Origin of the sequence: Agrobacterium sp. CCNWLW32 (genome assembly GCF_037083425.1) — a bacterium.
Taxonomy (GTDB): domain Bacteria; phylum Pseudomonadota; class Alphaproteobacteria; order Rhizobiales; family Rhizobiaceae; genus Agrobacterium; species Agrobacterium radiobacter.
Genome location: NZ_JBAOJM010000021.1, coordinates 1 through 20,232 on the forward strand (window position 1 = coordinate 1; position 20,232 = coordinate 20,232).

Annotated in this window: 20 protein-coding genes and 4 pseudogenes; 9 read left to right on the plus strand and 15 right to left on the minus strand. The window is 57.0% G+C overall.

From position 1 onward, the window contains the following. The first annotated feature begins 178 nt into the window (after positions 1-178). Entirely contained in the window at positions 179-409 is a 231-nt protein-coding gene (vapB, locus tag V6R85_RS24790; RefSeq protein ID WP_060726577.1) for a type II toxin-antitoxin system VapB family antitoxin, read from the plus strand. After that, positions 409-810, plus strand: coding sequence for a type II toxin-antitoxin system tRNA(fMet)-specific endonuclease VapC (gene vapC, locus V6R85_RS24795; protein WP_112978088.1), 402 nt, complete (start codon positions 409-411; stop codon positions 808-810). Before vapB ends, vapC begins: the two co-directional genes overlap by 1 nt. A 12-nt stretch (positions 811-822) precedes the next feature. On the opposite strand, the pseudogene V6R85_RS24800 reads toward vapC, so the two are convergent. Beyond that, positions 823-1,041, minus strand: a pseudogene (locus tag V6R85_RS24800) (IS1096 element passenger TnpR family protein); the annotation flags it as partial. A gap of 290 nt (positions 1,042-1,331) precedes the next feature. Between V6R85_RS24800 and V6R85_RS24805 the strand changes: the two are divergent. Then, positions 1,332-1,673, plus strand: coding sequence for a hypothetical protein (locus V6R85_RS24805; protein WP_080865217.1), 342 nt, complete (start codon positions 1,332-1,334; stop codon positions 1,671-1,673). A 284-nt stretch (positions 1,674-1,957) separates the two neighbouring features. Here V6R85_RS24805 and V6R85_RS24810 read toward each other — a convergent pair whose 3' ends face one another. Next, on the minus strand, positions 1,958-2,731 hold the full coding sequence (locus tag V6R85_RS24810; protein WP_087744416.1) for an SOS response-associated peptidase family protein: 774 nt from the start codon (positions 2,729-2,731) through the stop codon (positions 1,958-1,960). Positions 2,732-2,789: 58 nt separating this feature from the next. Further along, positions 2,790-3,840 (minus strand): annotated as a pseudogene (ligD, locus tag V6R85_RS24815) (non-homologous end-joining DNA ligase). A 268-nt stretch (positions 3,841-4,108) separates the two neighbouring features. Here ligD and V6R85_RS24820 point away from each other — a divergent pair. Beyond that, positions 4,109-4,321, plus strand: a pseudogene (locus tag V6R85_RS24820) (damage-inducible mutagenesis protein); the annotation flags it as partial. 14 nt (positions 4,322-4,335) lie between these two features. On the opposite strand, the gene V6R85_RS24825 reads toward V6R85_RS24820, so the two are convergent. Together V6R85_RS24825 and V6R85_RS24830 are read right to left on the minus strand one after the other, a co-directional pair. Further along, positions 4,336-5,322, minus strand: a complete 987-nt coding sequence (locus V6R85_RS24825) for an NAD(P)H-quinone oxidoreductase (RefSeq protein WP_111829610.1) — start codon at positions 5,320-5,322, stop codon at positions 4,336-4,338. A gap of 14 nt (positions 5,323-5,336) precedes the next feature. Further along, positions 5,337-5,873, minus strand: coding sequence for a hypothetical protein (locus tag V6R85_RS24830; RefSeq protein ID WP_087744414.1), 537 nt, complete (start codon positions 5,871-5,873; stop codon positions 5,337-5,339). Between the two features lie 118 nt (positions 5,874-5,991). Between V6R85_RS24830 and V6R85_RS24835 the strand changes: the two genes are divergently transcribed. After that, positions 5,992-6,906: a LysR family transcriptional regulator gene (locus V6R85_RS24835; protein WP_111829609.1), complete on the plus strand. Its 915-nt coding sequence runs from the start codon at positions 5,992-5,994 to the stop codon at positions 6,904-6,906. A gap of 153 nt (positions 6,907-7,059) precedes the next feature. Here the strand turns inward: V6R85_RS24835 and V6R85_RS24840 are convergent, their stop codons facing one another. The 4 genes from V6R85_RS24840 to V6R85_RS24855 form a co-directional block, all read right to left on the minus strand. Further along, positions 7,060-7,893, minus strand: coding sequence for an oxidoreductase (locus V6R85_RS24840; protein ID WP_087744412.1), 834 nt, complete (start codon positions 7,891-7,893; stop codon positions 7,060-7,062). A 47-nt stretch (positions 7,894-7,940) separates the two neighbouring features. After that, entirely contained in the window at positions 7,941-8,246 is a 306-nt protein-coding gene (locus V6R85_RS24845; protein ID WP_087744410.1) for a putative quinol monooxygenase, read from the minus strand. Position 8,247: 1 nt separating this feature from the next. Continuing rightward, positions 8,248-8,913 (minus strand): SDR family NAD(P)-dependent oxidoreductase, encoded by a 666-nt coding sequence (locus tag V6R85_RS24850; RefSeq protein WP_060726585.1) that lies wholly within the window; start codon positions 8,911-8,913, stop codon positions 8,248-8,250. A gap of 61 nt (positions 8,914-8,974) precedes the next feature. Continuing rightward, on the minus strand, positions 8,975-9,436 hold the full coding sequence (locus tag V6R85_RS24855) for a VOC family protein (RefSeq protein WP_060726586.1): 462 nt from the start codon (positions 9,434-9,436) through the stop codon (positions 8,975-8,977). A 117-nt stretch (positions 9,437-9,553) separates the two neighbouring features. Between V6R85_RS24855 and V6R85_RS24860 the strand changes: the two genes are divergently transcribed. Next, positions 9,554-10,438 (plus strand): LysR family transcriptional regulator, encoded by an 885-nt coding sequence (locus tag V6R85_RS24860; protein ID WP_060726587.1) that lies wholly within the window; start codon positions 9,554-9,556, stop codon positions 10,436-10,438. Between the two features lie 31 nt (positions 10,439-10,469). Here the strand turns inward: V6R85_RS24860 and V6R85_RS24865 are convergent, their stop codons facing one another. From V6R85_RS24865 to groES, 3 genes are all read right to left on the minus strand, one after another. Further along, complete coding sequence (locus V6R85_RS24865; RefSeq protein ID WP_087744407.1) at positions 10,470-11,060, minus strand: hypothetical protein; 591 nt, start codon at positions 11,058-11,060, stop codon at positions 10,470-10,472. A gap of 269 nt (positions 11,061-11,329) precedes the next feature. Next, entirely contained in the window at positions 11,330-12,958 is a 1,629-nt protein-coding gene (gene groL, locus V6R85_RS24870; protein ID WP_080865211.1) for a chaperonin GroEL, read from the minus strand. Between the two features lie 52 nt (positions 12,959-13,010). Beyond that, positions 13,011-13,325, minus strand: coding sequence for a co-chaperone GroES (gene groES / locus V6R85_RS24875; RefSeq protein WP_080865210.1), 315 nt, complete (start codon positions 13,323-13,325; stop codon positions 13,011-13,013). A 275-nt stretch (positions 13,326-13,600) separates the two neighbouring features. Here groES and V6R85_RS24880 point away from each other — a divergent pair, with 275 nt between their 5' ends. Beyond that, entirely contained in the window at positions 13,601-13,873 is a 273-nt protein-coding gene (locus tag V6R85_RS24880; RefSeq protein WP_060726591.1) for an usg protein, read from the plus strand. A gap of 93 nt (positions 13,874-13,966) precedes the next feature. Further along, positions 13,967-14,257 (plus strand): hypothetical protein, encoded by a 291-nt coding sequence (locus V6R85_RS24885; RefSeq protein ID WP_060726592.1) that lies wholly within the window; start codon positions 13,967-13,969, stop codon positions 14,255-14,257. A 917-nt stretch (positions 14,258-15,174) separates the two neighbouring features. Here the strand turns inward: V6R85_RS24885 and V6R85_RS24890 are convergent. Beyond that, on the minus strand, positions 15,175-16,131 hold the full coding sequence (locus V6R85_RS24890) for a LysR family transcriptional regulator (RefSeq protein ID WP_087744404.1): 957 nt from the start codon (positions 16,129-16,131) through the stop codon (positions 15,175-15,177). Positions 16,132-16,261: 130 nt separating this feature from the next. Here V6R85_RS24890 and V6R85_RS24895 point away from each other — a divergent pair, with 130 nt between their 5' ends. Next, entirely contained in the window at positions 16,262-17,221 is a 960-nt protein-coding gene (locus V6R85_RS24895; protein ID WP_060726594.1) for a quinone oxidoreductase family protein, read from the plus strand. A 381-nt stretch (positions 17,222-17,602) separates the two neighbouring features. Here V6R85_RS24895 and V6R85_RS24900 read toward each other — a convergent pair. Together V6R85_RS24900 and V6R85_RS24905 are read right to left on the minus strand one after the other, a co-directional pair. Continuing rightward, positions 17,603-18,484: pseudogene (locus V6R85_RS24900) on the minus strand (serine hydrolase domain-containing protein); the annotation flags it as partial. A 49-nt stretch (positions 18,485-18,533) separates the two neighbouring features. Next, entirely contained in the window at positions 18,534-20,183 is a 1,650-nt protein-coding gene (locus V6R85_RS24905; protein WP_111785333.1) for a tannase/feruloyl esterase family alpha/beta hydrolase, read from the minus strand. Positions 20,184-20,232 lie beyond the last annotated feature (49 nt).

Consider the following 20,232-nt stretch of genomic DNA (forward strand, 5'->3'; position numbering starts at 1 on the left):
CTCTGCTTCTTCATTCGTCCGTCCTTTAATGGGCCGGACTCTAATCCAATCTGGAGGAAATTCGCAGTGGCAGGTCAATCGCATGTGCCTAAGACCTATGCTGTATATCCCATTGACATATCCCAAGCGAAGAACTATATGGGCTACGTCGTTATCGATGCAATTCGGAGGCATGCATATGGAGCAGGGTGCAGTATTCCAGAGCAATCGGAGCCAGGCAATACGTTTGCCAAAGGCGGTCGCTTTGCCCGATGACGTAAAGCGTGTCGATATCGTTGCGGTGGGACGCACTCGCATCATTGCACCAGTCGGTGAGATCTGGGACAGTTGGTTTGAAGGAGCGGAGGCGACATCCGACTTTATGATTGAGCGTGAGCAGGCTGCTTCGCAGGAGCGCGATGCATTCTAATGCTGAAGTATATGCTGGACACCAACATCTGTATTTTTACGATCAAGAATCGACCTCAGCAAGTGCGCGATGCATTCAATCGCTCACATGATCAGCTTTGCATCAGCTCGGTCAGCCTAATGGAATTAATTTACGGAGCGGAAAAGTCAGCCAGTCCAGAAAAGAACCTTTCCGTTGTGGAAGGCTTCGCAGCGCGTCTCGAGGTGCTCTCATACGATGAATTGGCAGCAAGCCATACCGGTCAATTGCGAGTCGAACTGGCGCGCAGTGGAGCTCCGATCGGTCCATATGATCAGCTGATTGCTGGGCACGCGCGCTCGCGCGGACTGATTGTGGTTACCAATAATCGCCGTGAATTTGATCGCGTACCCGGATTACGAGTGGAAGACTGGACTGTTTAGCTTCAAATATTGATCACCGCCGGATTTTCGTAAGCATTCAACTGCCGGGTCGCGCAGGCCGCCGATGCGGAATTCATAAAGATGATAATTCCACCATTTGAAGGCAGCCTGAATACTAAGATGCAGATGCTCCAGGTTCCAGTGCACCGGCAGGACTAATTGACGCCAGACCTCCGGGTCAAGCTCGTCGATGGAAACCCTGATCTGCACAGCGTTTGCGGCTTTAAACATTCCACGAATGAACACGGTAGCGGGAAGACCGTCAATGTGTACGATTGGCTTGTCCCTGACAACCATCTGCCGCTTGTGCAGCCGTCCGTGCACACTATCTCTGGCGTAAGCCAGAACTGGAACATTACCATGGATCAACGCGGGGCCGACATGCTGTCGGAGTTCTATATAGAAATTTTTCCGCCCGACCGCGAAGAGACATGCGCTTCGGATGCAAGGACCTGCCCTTGTTGTCTAAAGCTGCGGCCAGCCTCGAGCATGGATGACGATGGCTGCGGGATCTGTGACGAATGCCTGGAACCATGAACGACGTCGGCGAAACGCCGTCCCCTGTTCTGGCGATGTTCGAAGACGCGCTTGGCAGATTGCCGGACGGCTATGTCGACGGAAGTTTTAGCGGTCGACCATGGGGCGTGACAGTCAAGCGGTCGCAGGATGGCAAACGGGCCTGGCTTTATGGCGAGGAGCACGGCGGAACGGAGATCGTCAGCTTCAATCTCTATCGACTGGCTGGGCCGGGTGCGATCCTGAAGCCATGCGAAATGTCCTCCACCAAGGTTATTCAATTCGTTCTCGGTTTCGAACCACTTTGCCGAGGACGCGTCGCTTGTCTGAAGGTGGCAAGAGAATAAGCACGCGCTTCATGTTGCATTGCAATATACGCATGGCTGCGCTGCGATCTGAACGCTGGCGATCGAGGCAGCTTCTGCTATTTTCAGATCGTCGAAGCGATGCACCTCCTCCCGCAAAGCTTCGTATTATCGGGCGACCCACTCCTCCTCCTCCCAAGGGGCGCCTGACGGAACAGCGGCACTCCTCCTCCCAGCCGTTGTTCATCATTTCGGAAAGCCTGTCGCACCTCCTCCCGCGGCAGGCTTTTTCGTTTTTTGATTGTTTCAAGCTTTGTTTTCAGGCGTCAAAGCAGACTGCCCTGTTCCACCGGCTTTCCGGATTTGGACACGATGGTGGATCCGTACGGTTCGCGGGACGAGATGATCAGCGCATCATTCGGTAACCGACGGGCCAGTCCCTTGGGCTTTTCCCATGACGCCCGCATCCAGGTTTCCGTCTCTTTCTTCGTCAGCAGAAGGACAGGCATGGCCTTGTCGTGGATTGGCTTCACGAGATCGTTGGGATCCGTGGTCAGAAAACCATAGAGATCGTCGGTCGTGAGCCCGTCTCGAACCTTCCGGACGCTTTGCCATTGCGGCACATGGATGCCGGCAAAGAACATCAGCGATTTTGCCTCATCGCGGGCAAACCAGGCATTGGGCACAATGCCACCATCCTGTTTGCTCGCCGGATCCGGCTCGGCAAAGCTGGTGACAGGGACGAGGCAACGATGCTCCACGCCGAACCATCGCGTCCAGTGCGGGAAATTGAGCTTGCGCACGTTTGTCGTGCCGCGGTCGGCCTCCATGCGGATCAGCTCCTCGAGATCAAATGGCTTGCCCTTGGCCGCGAGCTTCTCGGCTTTGCCTTTGGCTGCTTTCTCCAAGACGAAACGAGGGGAGGGCAGATCCCATCGCGCATGCACAAGCTGCTTCTTGCCTTCCGCCGTGTTGCGGACGATCGGCCCCATTTGGTCGGGGTTCATCTGATAGGCTGGCATCAGGTTGATCAGGCTTTCGGCGTCCTGAGCCCATTTGGAGACCCAGTCCTTGTCTTCCATCCGATATAGATTGCACATGGCAGCAATTCCTCCGTTGCGACCGAATGCAGTTGTGTGGTGAGTTCCGCCTGCGTCGCTAGTCGAGCTTGTAAACATCGGCATTGTCTTGCCGTTCCCGCAAGCCCTTATAGGAAGAATGGCGTAGCTTGCCGTCGGCCGTCCAGGCCCGAAACTCGATCTCGGCAATCAAAGTCGGCGCGACCCAGACGATGTCCGCCTTTTCGGCATTGGCAACAGGCGGCTGCTTCCGCTTCCAGCGCAGCTTGTCCAGCATCTTGCGCAGCCTGATCATCTCGGCTTGCGTGAAGCCCGTGCCGACGCTCCCGACGTGAACGAGTTCGTCGCCACGATAGGCAGCAAGAACCAGCGAGGCGAAGCCAGCAGACGATGCCGTCGACTCGTATCCCACGATCATAAAGGCTTCGCTCTCAACGCACTTGATCTTCACCCAATCGCCGGTCCGGCCGGAACGATAGGGTTGATCCAGTTGCTTGCCGACGATGCCCTCGAGGCCAAGGCTGCCAACGTGTTCCAGCAGGATCGCGGGATCGGCGTCAATGGTTTCCGAAAGGCGGATCGCGCCGTCGTGCCCCTTCAGCGTATCCTCGAGAAGATGCCGGCGCGAACGGTACTCCACGTTGCGCAGGTCATGGCCGTCGAGATAAATAAGATCGAACGCGTAGAGGATGGCGTCCGAAGCTCGGTTGCCAGCCGTCTTTCCAGACGCACCCAACGATTTCTGCAGCAGCCCGAAATCCGGCCGCCCTTCATCGTCAAGCACAACCGCCTCGCCATCAATGATCATCGTTGCCGGGCCCAAGCGCCCGGGCAGCCTGCTCGATCGCCGGAAACCGGTGCGTCCAGTCATGGCCACCACGCGTGAGGATGCGGACCCCTGTCGGCTCGATATGGATAGCCAGGCGATAGCCATCCCATTTCAGCTCCCAGCTCCATTGGTCGCCTTGTGGAGGACGCGCCTTCAATTGGGCGAGCGCCGGCTCGACGCGATCGGGCATCGGATCAAACAGCAGCTGTGGCTGTGCGGGATTGCGCTTCCGACGCGGCTTTGACCGTAGCGGAGCTTCGGTATCACGAAGGAGCGGCTTTGATCTCGGTGGCTTCGTCATTGGGAGAGTTCAGCACAAAAATCTTAAGAACATTGTGACGTCTTCACTCCATCCCCGCTATCCACCGGGCGAACCCAATCACCCAAGAGGCCCGCAAAATTTCTTTTTCCCGTACGCGCTTGATTACGCTTCGAATCTTCAAAATCGCTAATGCTGGGATAATATTCCTCGCTTGACTCTTGTGCGCCATAAGAACAAACAATGAACAAATAGCCCATACGACATGATGTCGATCCTCTGAACACGACCTTGAAGGGAGCCGTGAACGATGACTGCTGCCCGCCAGAGGGTGATCTGCGACTTGCGCGACAGCATCGCGTCAATGGAAGGAACGTCCGCTAAACGGGCCGGAACGCTTTCCTTCGGCGTTCCCAAGATCGATGCAACCCTGCCTGGCGGGGGTCTTGCCTATGGAGCGCTGCATGAGTTTGCGGGCGGCGGTTCGGGCACCGTTGACGGCGCGGCTGCTGCCCTTTGTGTTGAACCATTCCGGCATCACTCATGAAAATCGCCAAGAACGATTTTGCCGAACACTCCGCCGGCTTCCATCCGGCGATGGGCATCCGATGTAGCTGAAAGCGGATACAGTGCCCCGACAACGGGCTGAAGTTCTTTGCCCATCATTGGCAGCACATCGTCCCTGAACCGGCAGATCATAGCTCTCTTTTCTGAGCGCGATCTGGATTTCATGACTGTGCCCAGCAGTTGCAGATGATTGTGAAGAACAGTCCCGAGAGGAATGATGGCATCGCCATCGCGGCCCAACAGGCCGACTTGGACAAGCCGGCCACCAGGCGCAAGACTACGGATGTTGCGGGCGAGGTAGGACCCGCCGACAAAGTCGATGATCAGATCGGCACCATGCGAGGCGGTCACGTCGATGATCTCTGCCTCGAAGTCAACGCGCTTGTAGTCGAAGACGGCATCCGCGCCGAGGGCGAGTACGTTTTCGACGTTGTTTCCGGATGCAGTGGCCAGCACTGTGGCTCCGACGGCTTTTGCAAGTTGGACAGCAGCCGATCCGATACCGCCTGCAGCAGCATGGATGAGAACAATCTCTCCCTCCGCGACCCGCCCGAGATGTGCCAGCGCCTCCCAAGCTGTCACAAAGCTCTCCATGACTGCGGCTGCGTCCGTGAACGACATGCCGGCCGGGATGGCTGTTGCCATTCCGCTGTCGAGGCGCGCATACTGGGCATAGGCGCCGCCACCGACGATCCCCATGACACGGTCGCCAACGGCAAAGCCGGTTACTGCGTTTCCTGCATCCATCACTTCTCCTGCGACCTCGAGGCCGAGGACGTCACTGTCGCCGTAACTCTGCGAGCCATAGACGCCTTCACGTTGAAGAAGGTCGGCGCGATTGACACCTGCCGCCATAACCTTCACCAGAAGGTCGTCGGGACGCACTTCAGGCATGGGTGCTTCGGCAAGCCGTAGAACATCCGAGCTTCCGAATTCATCAAAGACGATCGCTTTCATCGCATGTTCCTCCCTTACTTCGAAAGCGCGCGCCGGGCGATGCTGGCAGCGAACAGTGGCGTTTCGCGGCTGTTGTGGTCACCACCTGCGGCCTGACGGGCGGCTGCAGCATCTTCGTAAGCGACCCCATGGTCTTCAATGAACTTCATGAACGCATCGGTTGGATGCGCTGTGACCTTGTTGGTGTAGCGGGTCCTGCCGTCATCGATTTTCTCAGCGATCAGTTCCCAGACGACATTGACCTGAGTTCTGCCACTGGCGGTGAAGACATCCGAGATCGAGTTCATCCGGCAATAGGTTGGTTCGGCGGCTTCGGCCACATAGTGCTGTACCACCAGGCCTGAGCCGATCTGCTCGACATTGATCGACATCCGACGGCCGTCATCAGTCCAGGTGACGCCTGCGGCAATATGGTCAGGCGGGCAGCAGCGAAGATATTCCGCTTCGGGTAGGTTGAAGAGCCAATCGGCAATGTCGATCTTTTCGAGCGGAATGTCCATCTCTGCGGAATAGGCGGATTGTGAGAGAATTGTATCAAGGATCTTGACCATAGGTGTGTTCCTTCTGTTTGGTGAGCAAAATTGCCCGTTGACGAGAAGGAATGTGCTCCTGATGACCTTGGATGATAACCAACTGAATGGTCGGAACGGTTTTGCGTCGTAGGCAAAGATGAGGGATCCACGCTTCGCTGAACATCTGGCGGTATACGTCGACGTCGTCCGCGCCGGCAGCTTTTCAGCTGCGTCCAGGCGTCGGGCTGTCACTCCCTCGGCTGTTGTGCGACAGATCGATGCGCTCGAGCAGGATCTGGGGGTGCCTCTCCTTGTCCGCTCGACACGGGCACTGTCATTAACGGACGCGGGCCGTCACCTCTTCGAGCGTGCGCAGCGCCTGCTCGACGATCTGGCCGATACGCATGCCGAGGTGACGGCATTCGATAGTGAGGTCAGTGGCACTTTGCGTATCGCCTGCTTCCCGACCTTCGGAAAGCGGTATGTCATTCCTGTCTTGGCATCGCTTGCACGGCAATATCCAGGCTTGCATGTTGAGCTGGACTTGACCGAACGACTGGCCGACCCGGTTGCGGAGCGACTTGATCTGGTGGTGAGAATGGGGGAATTGCCCGACAGCACGTTGATCGCAACCAAACTGGCACCCCTCGACCGGATACTCGTGGCAAGCCCCGCCTATGTTGAGCATCACGGCGTGCCGGAAAGCGAAGACGAGCTTCGCAATCATAGCCTTCTCGACAAGCTCCATGGCAACGATCTTCTTGAGTGGTCTAGCATTCTTGGCGCGCCGACAGGGGAAGCGTGTGAGCGCGTTGTATTCCGGTCCGATGATTTTGAAGCGCTGAACGGGGCTGCACTAGCGGGGATGGGTGTGGCGTTCCTGCCGAGCTGGGTATCGGGACCTTCGGTGAAGGTGGGTGATCTTGTACGCCTACCGCTATCGGGCGAAAGATGGAATGAAGCGGCCACCGGAATTTATCTTCTACGCGCGCTTCAGGTGCCATCTGCCAAGGTCAAGGCATTCACACTAGCGTTGAAAGATCACATTGGGACGCCACCGCGCTGGAGCTGAGAGGCGTACAGGCGAGAAACGCTAATTCGCAGAGGTTTTTGGCCGACGCCGCGACCAATAACGGCAGGTCCTTGCGTGCAAATCTGCTCAAGGCGATGGGAGGCCCGAAAGCGGCCTCCCATCGGACGAAGTTTAACCAGACGAGCATCGTCATTAGTCAACGGCGAAGTCGGTCGAGACCGAGACGGTGCGCCATTCGGAGAGGATGGCGCGGTCCTGTGCATGCTTCTTTTCGATCGCTGCGACGGTATCGCTACCAAGTGGCAGGCGCACCGGCGGATTGGGAGCGTCAGCGAAGGCGATCAGTGCCTCTGCCAGTTTTTGAGGATCACCAGGTTGGTTATGGCTGAGACCGGCCGCTATCGTGCGTACCTTGCCGACAGTCTCTGCATAGTCGCTGATGATGTTGCCGCTGACCGACAACGAAGAGCTGTCGAGAAAATCCGTGCGGAAATATCCCGGCTCGACGACGGTGACATGGATGCCAAGTGGCGCGAGTTCGTCATGCAGTGCTTCGCTTAAGCCCTCGACGGCAAATTTGGTCGAGGAATAGACACCGAAGCCTGCTGCACCACGATAACCGCCGATCGACGAAATATTCAGGATGCGGCCGGAGCGGGCCCGGCGCATGAAGGGCAGCACGGCGCGCGTCACGTTGAGGAGGCCGAAGACATTGGTGCGATAGACAGCCTCTATTTCGGATATTGTCGCCTCCTCGACAGCGCCCATCAATCCAAACCCGGCATTGTTAAGCAGGATATCGATGCGGCTGAAGCGATCGATCGCGGCTTTCACAGCTGCGGTCGCCTGTTTGTCGTCTGCCACGTCGAGGGCGACCGGAAGCAGGTTGGGGTGCTCGCCGAACCGCTGGGCGATCGCCCTTGGATTGCGGGCAGTGGCGATGACGGCGTCGCCCTGTGCAAGAGCGCGTGTGGTGATGAGGGCGCCAAAGCCACGCGAGGCGCCGGTGATGAACCAGATTTTCATGAGGGTGTCCTTGATGTCGGATTGATGGGGAAGTGTTGGACCGGGCCTCAGGGACGCGGCGATGTCATGGTGCAGAATGTAAGTTCCATCTCGCGGGCCAGCAGGTCCGGAAAGCGCGCCATGACGGCTTTGGTGTAGGGCTGCTCAAAATGCGCATCGAGATCGGCGCGTGATCGCCAGTTCTCATAGAGAATCCAGATGCTGGGATCGTCGCTGTCGCGGTGCAGGTGATAGTCGATCGACCCCGCCTCGGCGCGGGTCGGGGAGACGAGAGCCTGCAACGCTTCGCCAAGCATCGCGGCACAGTCCGGTTTGGCCGTCAGTCTGGCAATCAAGGTCAATGTTTCGGTCATGTCAGTCTCCTTTGAAGGCGTCTGCGGGGTAAACGGCTTCCCAGCCTGCGGTCGGGTTCGTTGCCAGCGTCCAGATCGTGTCGGCGGCCTCTCTTGCTTCTGTTGATCCGGGGCCGACGAGCGTGGCGATTGTCGCCACCGCGATGTGGATGCCGCGTTCGGCCAGAGGACCAGCCAGGCCCTCGACGACATTTCGCAGCGCAGCCTTGCCAAGCCCGAGGCTGGCATAGCCGGCATGGGGGGACACGGCGAGGCCGCCACCTGTGACCAGGATCGTGCCGCCGCGCGCACCGAACAGCTCGACGGATGCCCGGATCGTGTGAAGGCCGGCAGCGACATTGATGGCAAGGTCGTCCGTGACCTCATCGTCGCGCATGCTGAACAGATCCTGTTCGCGCACGACTGCCGCATTGAAAAGGATCGCCGTCAGGCCGCCGGTGATGCGGTCACCCTCGGCGATCGCCTTGCGCAGTGCGGCCGGGTCGGTCGCATTGGCTTGCAGAGCGGAGACCTGGAGACCTTGCCCGGAAAGGGCGGCGGACAGGTCGGCCAGGCGGTCGGCATTGCGCGCGGTCAGCACGACATGCCAGCCTTCCCGACTGAATTTTTCCGCAACGGCCTGGCCGATGCCAGGGCCAGCGCCAATAATCATGATGGAGTTCGTCATGGAATGTTCTCCTGATGTGCTGGCCACCCGATGGCGGGGTGGCCAAACGGGTGGGAAAGGGTTACGGCAGGACTTCGGCCAGTTCGATCAGATTGCCGTAGGGATCGCAGAAGAAGGCGAGGCGGCGGCTGATTGCCAGAAGCTCGAACGGCTCGGTGACGATGGTCACGCCGCGTGCCCGCAGCTCCTCGACGGTGGCATCGACGCTTTCGACATTCAGGCAAAAATGATGGTAGCCGGCATATTTGAGGCTATCGCCGAGATCGGTATAGGGGCGGACATCTTTCGGCGACGGATCGCCGCCGCCCAGGATTTCCACATAGAAATGGTCGTCCGTAGCAGGTGCAAGATAGGCAAGCTGCTCGTCGGCATAGTCCCATTCTGCAACGACGCGGAAATCGAGCTTCTCGACATACCAGCGCTTGGCGGTTTCAAGGTCCGGCGTGCGCACCGCAACGTGATGGCCACGCATGTCGGCGAAGGGCGATGCAGTGTTGTGGGCGGGAGGAATGAAGTCGGCCATTGTCTTGTCTCCTGTGTGGTCCGGCACCAGCGCCGGTTTGCGAGGAGAAATCTGGACCTTTTCAGCAATGAGAATTAGAGAGATAATCTTCCTCTCAATGATGAGTGAGGTTTGACAATGCGCAGTACGGATCTCTCGGAACTCGCGGCCTTCGATGCGGTCGCCCGTCACCGCAACTTTCGCCGGGCCGGCGAAGAGCGCGGGGTGACGGCTTCAGCGATCAGCCATGCGGTGGGCAATCTCGAGGCGCGCGTCGGCATTCGCCTGCTCAATAGAACGACGCGAAGCGTGTCACTGACCGATGCCGGCGCGATGTTGCTTGCGCAACTGTCGCCGGCCTTCGGCGAGATCGGCTCGGCGCTCGATGCGTTGAACCAGTTTCGCGATACGCCATTTGGCAAGGTTCGCATCAACGCGCCCAATTCGGTCGCACCGTTCGTTTTCCGATCGGTCATTGGTCCGCTCATCGCAAAAAATCCTGGACTCCAGCTGGAAATCGTCGCCACCGACCGGCTTGTCGACATTGTGGAGGAGGGGTTCGATGCCGGCATCCGTCTCGGCGAAAGCCTGCGCGATGGCATGACGGCTGTGAAGATCAAACCGCGGCTTCGGTTTGCCGTCGTGGGCTCAACAAGCTATTTCGAGCGTCATCCGCTCCCTAAAACCCCGGAAGATTTGCGTCGTCATGTCTGCATCCGCAATATCTATCCAAGCGGCAAGCCATACGCCTGGGAGTTCAGTCGCGCCGGCAAGATCATCGAATTCGAGCCGACTGGGTCTCTCTCGCTCGATGACCATGAACTGATGGTCGAGGCAGCACTTTCGGGCGTGGGGCTGGCTTATGTCTGGGAGGAACGGGCGCGTCCCTATGTCCAGAACGGCAGCATGATCGAATGCCTGGCATCCTGGAGTGCGCCCGAGGACTGGCTCTATCTCTATTACCCGACGCGAAAATACCTGTCGGCTGGCCTGCGCGCCGTCATCGATGCGCTGCGTGTGTGAAGGGACTGGCGCACCAACGGTTCGATTCCTGTCAAGAGACTAAGAGACGCACGACAGCGCCACGATGTTTCGCAGTCTTATCCGGTGACTGCTTGCCATCTCCGACAGCACGATCCAGGGTAAAACTCATGGTCTCGCTTATCTTGCCGAGGGTTCCGTCTTTCCGGAATCGCCTGCCAGAAACCACAAACGTGACGCGTTTTTCGATAGAGTAGAGCGAAATTGACTCTGCTGAAATACGCGTGAGCGCTCCGTTCTGCTGTGACGCAACGATATCGCCAGGTCTGACACCGAGAACGGCTTGCGCCAGCTGTGATCGCTCAGCTTCGATTTGTTGTTCCCAGCGCTCCAGATCAGTTTCAATATGGGCAAATGCTTCGCGGGCGGCCTGAAACGGACGCTCGGGCCCAAACCGGATCCGATCAGCCATGGCCAAGTTCTCGTTTGGAACCGACCTGTCCAGGGCACAAGCCGCGTTGGTGAACATCTCGAAGATGCGCTCGGCCTCATCGAGCGCCTGCAAACGCGACAGATAGGGTTTGACTTTTGCTTCGGAAATGGCAGGCGGCAGTACCCTGTCCTCTTCTCCATCCAGAAAGTCGATCGGCATGACGTCACGCAATTTGATCTTGCTTGTCGAGTGTCGTTCCGGCGGGTTTTCCTCACGCCACGATCGCCGATACCATTCTATCCAGGCAGTATCTGACGAAATGCACAGGTAGCTGTTCAGAATGAAATCTGATTCCGGCTGATAGAGATGGGTGCTTGAGCGCGCGCGACCTCCATGACGACACTCGCACACAAGCGTACATCTTCTTTCGAAATCGGTACTCGCACTCCCTATCTCCCAAAAATGGCCCACCCCACGAATGGGGCAGGCCACAGCTCACCCTAGAAGTCCATACCTGGACCAGCGGGCAGGGCGGGAGCGGCGTCCTTCTTTGGCTTTTCGGCAATCATTGCTTCCGTCGTGACCAGGAGGCCGGCAACAGAGGCCGCATCCTGCAGGGCGGTGCGAACCACCTTGGCCGGATCGATGACCCCCTGAGCATAAAGATCACCATACTCGCCGGTCTGCGCGTTCCATCCGAACGACAGCTCGCTCTTTTCCCGGAGCTTGCCAACGATAATCGAACCTTCGGCGCCGGCATTTTCAGCGATTTGACGCACAGGTGCCTCGATTGCGCGGCGGACGATATCGATACCGACCCGCTGATCGTCGTTGGCAGTCGGGAGGCCGTCCAACGACTTAACCGCACGTAGCAAGGCTACGCCACCGCCAGGCAGAATACCTTCTTCGACGGCTGCGCGGGTTGCATGAAGGGCGTCATCAACGCGGTCCTTCTTCTCCTTCACCTCGACTTCGGTGGAGCCACCCACTCGAATGACGGCAACACCGCCAGCGAGCTTGGCAAGGCGTTCCTGCAGCTTCTCGCGGTCGTAGTCGGAGGTAGTCTCGTCAATCTGGGCGCGGATTTGCGCGACACGTCCGTCGATCTCGGCCTTGGAGCCGACGCCGTCAATGATCGTCGTGTTTTCTTTTTCGATCGCCACCTTCTTGGCGCGGCCGAGCATATTCAGCGTGACGTTCTCCAGCTTTATGCCGACGTCTTCGGAGATCACAGTGCCACCAGTGAGGATAGCGATGTCTTCGAGCATGGCCTTGCGGCGATCGCCGAAGCCTGGCGCCTTTACCGCCGCAATCTTGAGGCCACCACGCAGCTTGTTGACGACGAGGGTCGCGAGCGCTTCGCCTTCGACGTCTTCAGCAATTATCAGCAGAGGCTTGCCGGACTTCACCACCGCTTCCAGCACCGGCAGCATTGCCTGGAGATTGGAGAGCTTTTTCTCATGGACGAGGATATACGGCTCTTCGAGTTCGACCCGCATTTTATCTTGATTGGTGACGAAGTACGGGCTGAGATAGCCACGGTCGAACTGCATGCCTTCGACGACCTCCAGTTCGGTCTCGGCGGTCTTTGCTTCTTCGACGGTGATCACGCCTTCGTTGCCGACCTTTTCCATCGCTTCGGCCAGATACTTGCCGATCTCTTCGTCGCCGTTGGCCGAGATGGTGCCGACTTGGGCGATCTCCGAATTGCTGGTAATCTTGCGAGCGTTGGCTTTCAGCTCTTTAACGACTGCATCCACGGCCATATCGATGCCGCGCTTCAGGTCCATCGGGTTCATGCCCGACGCAACCGCCTTGGCGCCTTCCTTGACGATTGCCTGGGCGAGGACAGTTGCAGTGGTGGTACCGTCGCCGGCGAGATCATTGGTCTTTGATGCCACTTCGCGCAGCATCTGCGCGCCCATGTTTTCGAACTTGTCTTCCAGTTCGATTTCCTTGGCGACCGAAACGCCGTCTTTGGTGATGCGTGGCGCGCCGAACGACTTGTCGATGACGACATTGCGGCCCTTCGGACCGAGCGTTACTTTTACCGCATTGGCGAGCACGTCGACCCCACGCAGCATGCGCTCGCGCGCATCGGTGTTGAATTTGACTTCTTTCGCAGCCATTTGTTCACTCCTTCAATAGGCAGCTTTTTGACTGATGGGCGGCAGTGCGTGATTACGCAGCCTGCTTTTGCTCGGCCTGGGCTTCGATAATGCCCAAGACGTCGCTTTCCTTCATGATCAACAGGTCTTCGCCGTTGATCTTGATTTCGGTGCCTGACCATTTGCCGAACAGGATGCGATCGCCGGCCTTGACGTCGAGCGCCTGGATCTGACCGGCTTCGTTGCGCGCGCCAGTGCCGACGGCGACGACCTCGCCCTCGGAAGGCTTTTCCTTGGCGGTATCCGGAATGATGATGCCGCCCTTGGTCTTTTCCTGGGATTCGACCCGGCGGACGAGAATACGATCATGAAGTGGTTGGAACGACATGTTTTCCTCCATTGGACAAAAAAGATGACGCAAAATCCCCTACCGGACCGGGTGACCAATCCGGACGGGTGCGAACCTCAATCGAGCGTTCGCGGGCAAGATTTATTTTCGGGATTTTTCGATTTCAAGAGGGTGTTTTGGAAAAATTAGCACCCGGCGATCGCTGCTGCTAACGTGCTATAATCGCTAAGTAATTTTAACTGGTAATGCGGAATTGTCTTGATGCCGATCAAAATTTACGTCACCTTCGCCTTGTTACGAAATGGAGATGAAGCATGCAATTCTCATCTGACCTGGAGCGGCAGCTCAATGGCTACGGACTGACGACTGCCCACATCCTCTATCGCATCCCAGACTTTGAATCCGTTCTACAAACCTATGTCTGGCAGGATTACGATCTCGCGCCCGTTTTCCCCGAGATGCACAAGTTCCTGGATTTTTGGCGGGCGTCCCTCGATGGGCCGCTGCATTCGGTTCGCTACAGCCATCAGCGCCTGATCGGGCCCAACGAATGGCGGCGTGTCGATGGCGAATTCAGGCTGCATTAAGGCTTGAATCTGACTTTTCCACTTCCTAGCTCACCCGGCGATCGGGGCTTGATGAGCCCGATCGCTTTCCACGTCTGTACGGAGTGAGACCACATGGAAGAAAATATCAGGATCATCAAGAGTGCCAGTATCCCGGAGAGGGAGGAGATCATCACCGATTTTGCTCGTTGGCTTGAGACCACCTCGCAAGATGCGCTGGTCTACGGTGAGGGCCGTTTTGCTGTGATGTCGGCCAATATGGCACAAGCGATCCGCACAAACGCCGACGAACTTGCACGCGACAATCCCGAAACGACTGAACGGGTATTGCAGCAAGCTTGCGCGATGATCTCGCAGTTCAAGGCGGCGTACCCGCATCGCGTTCTCAGTCGATCAGTGCATTGACGATAGAGCAAATTGGAGTCGGTAAAATTTTGCAGCAGATCTTGAATCGCCCACACCGCATAGCCGAGATCTCACGCGGAAAGCGAAACCCCTTCAGCGGGGTAGTGAGCAAGGCATCTTCATGCCGGACCGATAATCCAAATGACCGGCTCAAACAACCTGGCAATGCCCCCGCAATCGCGCTTCACCATTATCGGGCGGTTGTTCAAAGCCGCTCGCAATCAGGAGAAGGAATATTTTTCTCTGATTTTACGGCTCCAAAAATTTTGCAGCAGAGCCGGGTTAGGCAGAAGCTGACATTCAGTCGCTGGCTTTTCAACTGCGTCCTCGCAGCTCGTACAGCCGTGCGTGGTCGACATCTCACTCGTACCCGTCGATATGGTAGTCTGCACCAGTAAGGCTGATATAGTATCCTGCATGGTTAGCCCGCATGATATGCTATTATATATCGTCGTTGCCAAGCCATGCAGAAGATTCTATATATTATCCTGTATTGATGGTATCTTATGGTGCAGGATAATGATTATCGCATAAAAGACTGAGCACATTACCCAGCAGATACGTGCAGCACGCGAGGCACGTGGCATGAGGTTAGCGTGATCTAGTCCTGGTGTATGCACAATGGGGTAAACGCAGGACGGTTATGCTGCGCCGCGAGCCAAATTTACTTTTTTGAATCTAGAGCTTTAGTCTTACGCGTTCGCTCGGTCGGCGGTTCAAGTCCCGTCAAGAGCAAGCCATGCATCTCACGAACCGCAAGCAATTCTTTCCATAGCCTCATGACAGCTTGATTCCGCCCATATCGAAATCCTCCTCGCGGTAGGGGAAACGATAGAACCCATGAAACTGGGTTGCCAGAAACGTCACGAATGCTTTGATCTGCGGGTTAGAAAACCGATGGGTAGCACTCACCCGGCTCAAAGGGCTTCACCATCCCTGAACGACCTAGCGGTGGGCGCAAGAAATTCAGAACTCTTCACTTTGCCGACCTCCTTGAAATGCTCGATCAATGCGCGGAAAGCTGGCGAGGTTCTTCGTCGGCTCGGGTAGTACAGACTGAAGCCTGGCAGGTCGGTCAGCCATTCTGTGAGAACGTCGACAAGGTTGCCGCCTTTGAGATCGCCGAGAACTTGAGAGCGGAGCAGAAAGCCCAAACCCATCCCGTCTATCACGGCTGACCGAATCGCCGCTCCGTCGTCAAAGATCAACGCAGGGTCAGCTTTGAACTCGAACTTCTGCCGGCCCTTTTGCAATGGCCACCGGAGCAGCCGCGATGAACTCTTGTAGCGATATGACACGATCCGATGGGCAGCTAGATCTTCTGGAACTAGAGGGATTGGATACCTCTCAAAGTAAGATGTAGACCCTGCAATCACGACAGCGGTCGACTTGGTCAATGGAAGTGCGACCATATCTTTATCGATAAGCGTTCCAAAGCGGATCCCGCCATCGAAGCCTTCCGCCACAATATCATCCAAGCCTTCATTTGTAGAAATTTCGATCTCGACATCAGGGTAGCGCTGACAAAAACTTGGTAGCGCGGGGCGGACGAAGCTTTCAAACGCGGCCGGAATCATCGTCAATCGGATGACGCCCGCCACCGTCTCTCTTGCTTCCTGCAATCTCACCAACTCCTCCCTGAGGTCGCGTATGGCCGGGCTCAGGATTTCCAGCAGGCGCCGCCCCGAACTGGTGGGTGCCACACTTCGGGTAGTTCTTGCGAGAAGAGAAACTCCAACTTTTCTTTCGAGCTGGCTAATCGTGTAGCTGAGGGTGGATTGCTTAACTCCAAGTTCGGATGCCGCGTCCGTGAAGCTTCCGCGGCGTGCAACGGTTTCGAAAACCGCCAGATCGCGAAGGATCAGTCTATCCATTTATTGATCTCCTCTATAAGCCTGCTCGAAGTGCAGTAGTTTATCAATATGTGCCCGGTCGTCTATCCTTTGGTGACGAACTTCCAGATTCGTAGTTGCATTGGGCGATAGACTTGGCAGGAGAAGAGAGATGAAGGCGGCCGTATACGATCAAGCAGGACCTCCTGATGTTTTGAGCTATAGAGACGTTCCCGACCCGACAGTGGGACCGGACGATGTCCTCATCGCTATAGATGCGATTTCTATCGAGGGCGGAGACTTAATGAATCGTCGATTCACACAACCTCCCAGCGGCTCGTGGATTGTCGGATATGCGTCTTCCGGACATATCGTGGAAGCCGGTGCAAACGTGAAGACTCGCAAAGTTGGAGACAGAGTTACTGCCTTTGACATGCAGGGTTCACATGCCGAACTCTGGGCCGTACCTGCGACCCGAACGTGGCTTCTACCCTCTGGGGTCGATGCAGCGTCGGCGGCAGCATTGCCGATATCGTTCGGAACGGCTCATCATTGCCTTTTTGCCAGGGGCGGCCTCCTTCGCAATGAGACGGTTCTCGTGCAGGGAGCCGCTGGTGGAGTTGGCCTCGCAGCAGTACAACTCGCAGCTCGAGCCGGGGCAACCGTGATTGCCGTCTCAAGTGGGGGAAAGCGTCTGGAAACAATATCGTCGCTTGGCGCTGATCACGTTATCGACCGATCCTCTGAAGACCTTATTCAAGCTGTGCAGAAGATCACTGAAGGTAACGGTGTCGATCTGGTGATTGATCCTGTTGGCGCCACCTTGCCTTCTTCGCTTGCTATCCTGGCGCCGGAGAGCCGTCTGGTGTTTGTTGGGAATGCGGGCGGTGGCAACCTGTTGGTGGATCTTTGGCCAGCCATGCAGTCAAATCAGACTTTGCTCGGGGTCTTCATGGGGCCAGTTTTAGAAAGGCCCCGGATGCGTTCGACGATCGACGAGTTATTAGTCGCGCTAGAGAACCGCGAGATCGAGGTCAGGGTCGAACGAGCCTTTCCCCTTTCCCAAGCCAGGGACGCCCATGATTTTGCGGAGAGGGCGAAGCCACTAGGACGCGTCATCATGGAGCCGTAATGGTTCCCGCGGCAGGCATTTCGGACCGTGCGGGAGTGGTGGGGCTGGTGGACGTGCAGATATAAAATCCGGCCCCAAAAACTTGAATCTTCATCGGAGCGGGAGGATCTCATTCAGCCACTCCACGCCGCCACGTTTGGCGGCTGGCGGCTTACTAGAGCAAATCCAGCGATCAATGAATCAATTGTGATGTGACGGTGCAATGCGAGGCTGATTCAACATCCACAGCGAAAAGGTGGATGATGGCAGGCACTGGATGATGACCTTCGATTGCGTTTATTGAAAGCGTCTGCTGCGGGCTTGTCGGCACGGCAGGTTGCGGCTCGCTTCGAGGTTGGCGTTTCGAAAGGCGGGGGTGCTGGACGTCGGTATCCACCAGAGATAACCATAACCCAGACCTTCCTTGCTTTTTGTCTGCTCAGGCGTAAAGCGTACTTTTATGCTTTCGGCGATCCAGGTCTCCGGAACGATCACCTTACCTTCCCATTTTCCGCCCTGAAGCATGAGTTGTCCCAGCCGGGCCATGTCACGTGCCGACAGGAAAAGGTGGTAGGCGAGATAACGCGACTGATTTTCGTATCCCATCATCCTCTGGCGGCTGAAGTCGAAATCGTCAAACCCGAGTGGCTCGGCCAGGTCCTCCTGCAGGGCTTGGAAAACGCTCTTGCCCGTGCGCTTCTCGAAAATAGCACCCAGAACGTTGAAATCCCAGTTATTGTAAAGGAAGACCGACCCGGGTTCGGTCTTTCCACGCCCTGGCGTGTTGTCATTGCCACCAGGGCTACCGGCAGCATGATAGACCCCAGAGCTGGAGGTCAGCAGGTCCTTGACTTTGGCGGTCTTCTCGATCGGCAACAGTCCGTCATCCTCTTCGATGCCAATCTCGCCGATAGACATATCGAGGTCGATCTTGCCTTCGGCCACATATTTCCCGAAGAGCATCGACAGCACGCTTTTCCGGGCCGAGGCGAGGTAGTTCACATCGGACAGGTTCCCGTATTTGTAGACGATCTCGCCATTTCTCACGACCATCATCGAGGTGGTGGCCATTGGATAGAGTTGCGCCTCCATATCCGCCAGCTTTGCCGGAGACCAGCGGGCTGACGGAATGTCCATTGCCGTCTTCCATGGTTTGCCGGTTGTTTTCTGGTGTGCGTGCGAGGGTGTGTCTGTTGCGGAGGCGCTTGCCGCAGCAAGTCCTGCCAGTGCAAGGGTCGAGCCCGCAAGAACAGAGCGACGCGACAGGTTGATATCGATGGCCATAATTGCCCTCCCGATAGATGTTGATTGTTTTTGAGGCCGAAGGCGGACCCTATTCGGTCGCGCAGGTGAAGCTCGAAGCCAGCGCCATATCGCCTTCGCCCTTATATTTCGGCCAACTCGGATATTCGCAAAGCGGTCTCGTTCGTCCCTTGGTGGCGGATTTCGTCGCATCCACCACGACCGGGCCGGAAGGCGGCACAGCATTTTCCACCCAGTTGTCAAGCGCCGTCAGATTGTCCCAGGTCGGAGAGAAGCGATCGCCGCCATGCGCAAGGCCGGGAACAAGGTAAAAACGAAGGAACTTTTGGGCTTTTTCGCGCCCCATCGTGGCTATGATGCTCTCATAGAGCCGGGCATTGCCGAGCGGGCTCACGCTTGGGTCGTCATTGCCCTGCAGCCATATGATCTTGCCGCCACGAGCACTGAAAGCGGTCCAGTCGGTGCGGGTCGCGCCGATCACCTCTGACAATTCGACGATCCGGCCCTTGAAACGACCTGGATTACGGATGTCGAAAGACAAAAGATCAAATGACTGATCGCGTGCAACGAAATTCTGCAAAAATTCAAAGGATCGGCTGGAATGATGTGCATTCGGCCCTGAGACGGGTGGAGTGCGAAGGTTTGGCTCCGATCCCACCTGCATCATAATTCCCTCAAGGCTGTTATAGCCGGGATAGGTGTCGATGCCGTTTGCGAGCTTGTATGGCAGCGTGTATCCGTCGTGATAGATCGCAAGCGTTTGCTCAATTTGCGCCTTGGTCAGGCACTCGTGGGAACTTCCTGCGCTTTCGGCCTTGCAGGAGAGGCTTTCCACCAACGCGTTGGATCGAGCGCGGCATCCATCCATGTTGCTGATCAATCCGTCTTCGGCCCCGTCCAGCCCATCGCAGGATTTAATTGCTTCCCTGGCGATCTTTTCAACAAGTGCGGGCGGTATCCAGCCGGCCGAATTGTCGTCATAGACTGAACGGGCAAGTCCTGCTCCCCAGAGCCTCAGACCGACGAAGTTGGCGGTGGGGTAATTTGTGAGAATACCATCATAGGCTTCCGGCCAGCGCGACGCTGCTGTCAATCCTTCGCGGCCGCCGGTCGAGCCGCCCTGAAAATAAACGCGTTTTATCGGCTGGTCATATCGTTCAGCAACGAGGACCCTGGCCACATCAAGCGTTTTCTTGATGTGCATATATCCGTAATTGAGCATTGCTTCGTCGTTGCGGGCAAAGGAAGCATCATCTGCATTGGGGGCTTGATGTCCTGAATCGCTTCCGAATGTCACATAACCCCGGGCGAGGGGGGTGGGCACGGTATCCAGTCCCAATGTCGTCTTCTCGGATGTTGGCGGCAGGGAACCATTGTAACCGCCGCCGCCATACTGGAGCATCTTGCCGTTCCACGCACTTGGCAGGTTGACCTGCCAGATAATCCTGGGCGCATTCTGATCGACCGGTCTGGTTTCCCCGACCACCTTGCAATATTCGCCGCTTTGATTTCCGGGATCGGCAGCGCCGACTAATGTCGCGGACAAAACCCTGGCGCCGGTGGTGGGGAGGGTTATGGCGGAAAAGGCAATTTCCTTGTTGGCCATGCCTGAGCAGAGCGCTTGCGCCTCCTGCGGTGCCGCAATTGCCGGCGATAATAAAGTATAGACAAGCGGGATCGACATCACTCCGCGTGACGCAGCCCAAAGCAGAGATGACATGATTTCCTCCCGGCCGGCCACTCCTATGTCCGGCAGCATTTTTCCTTGC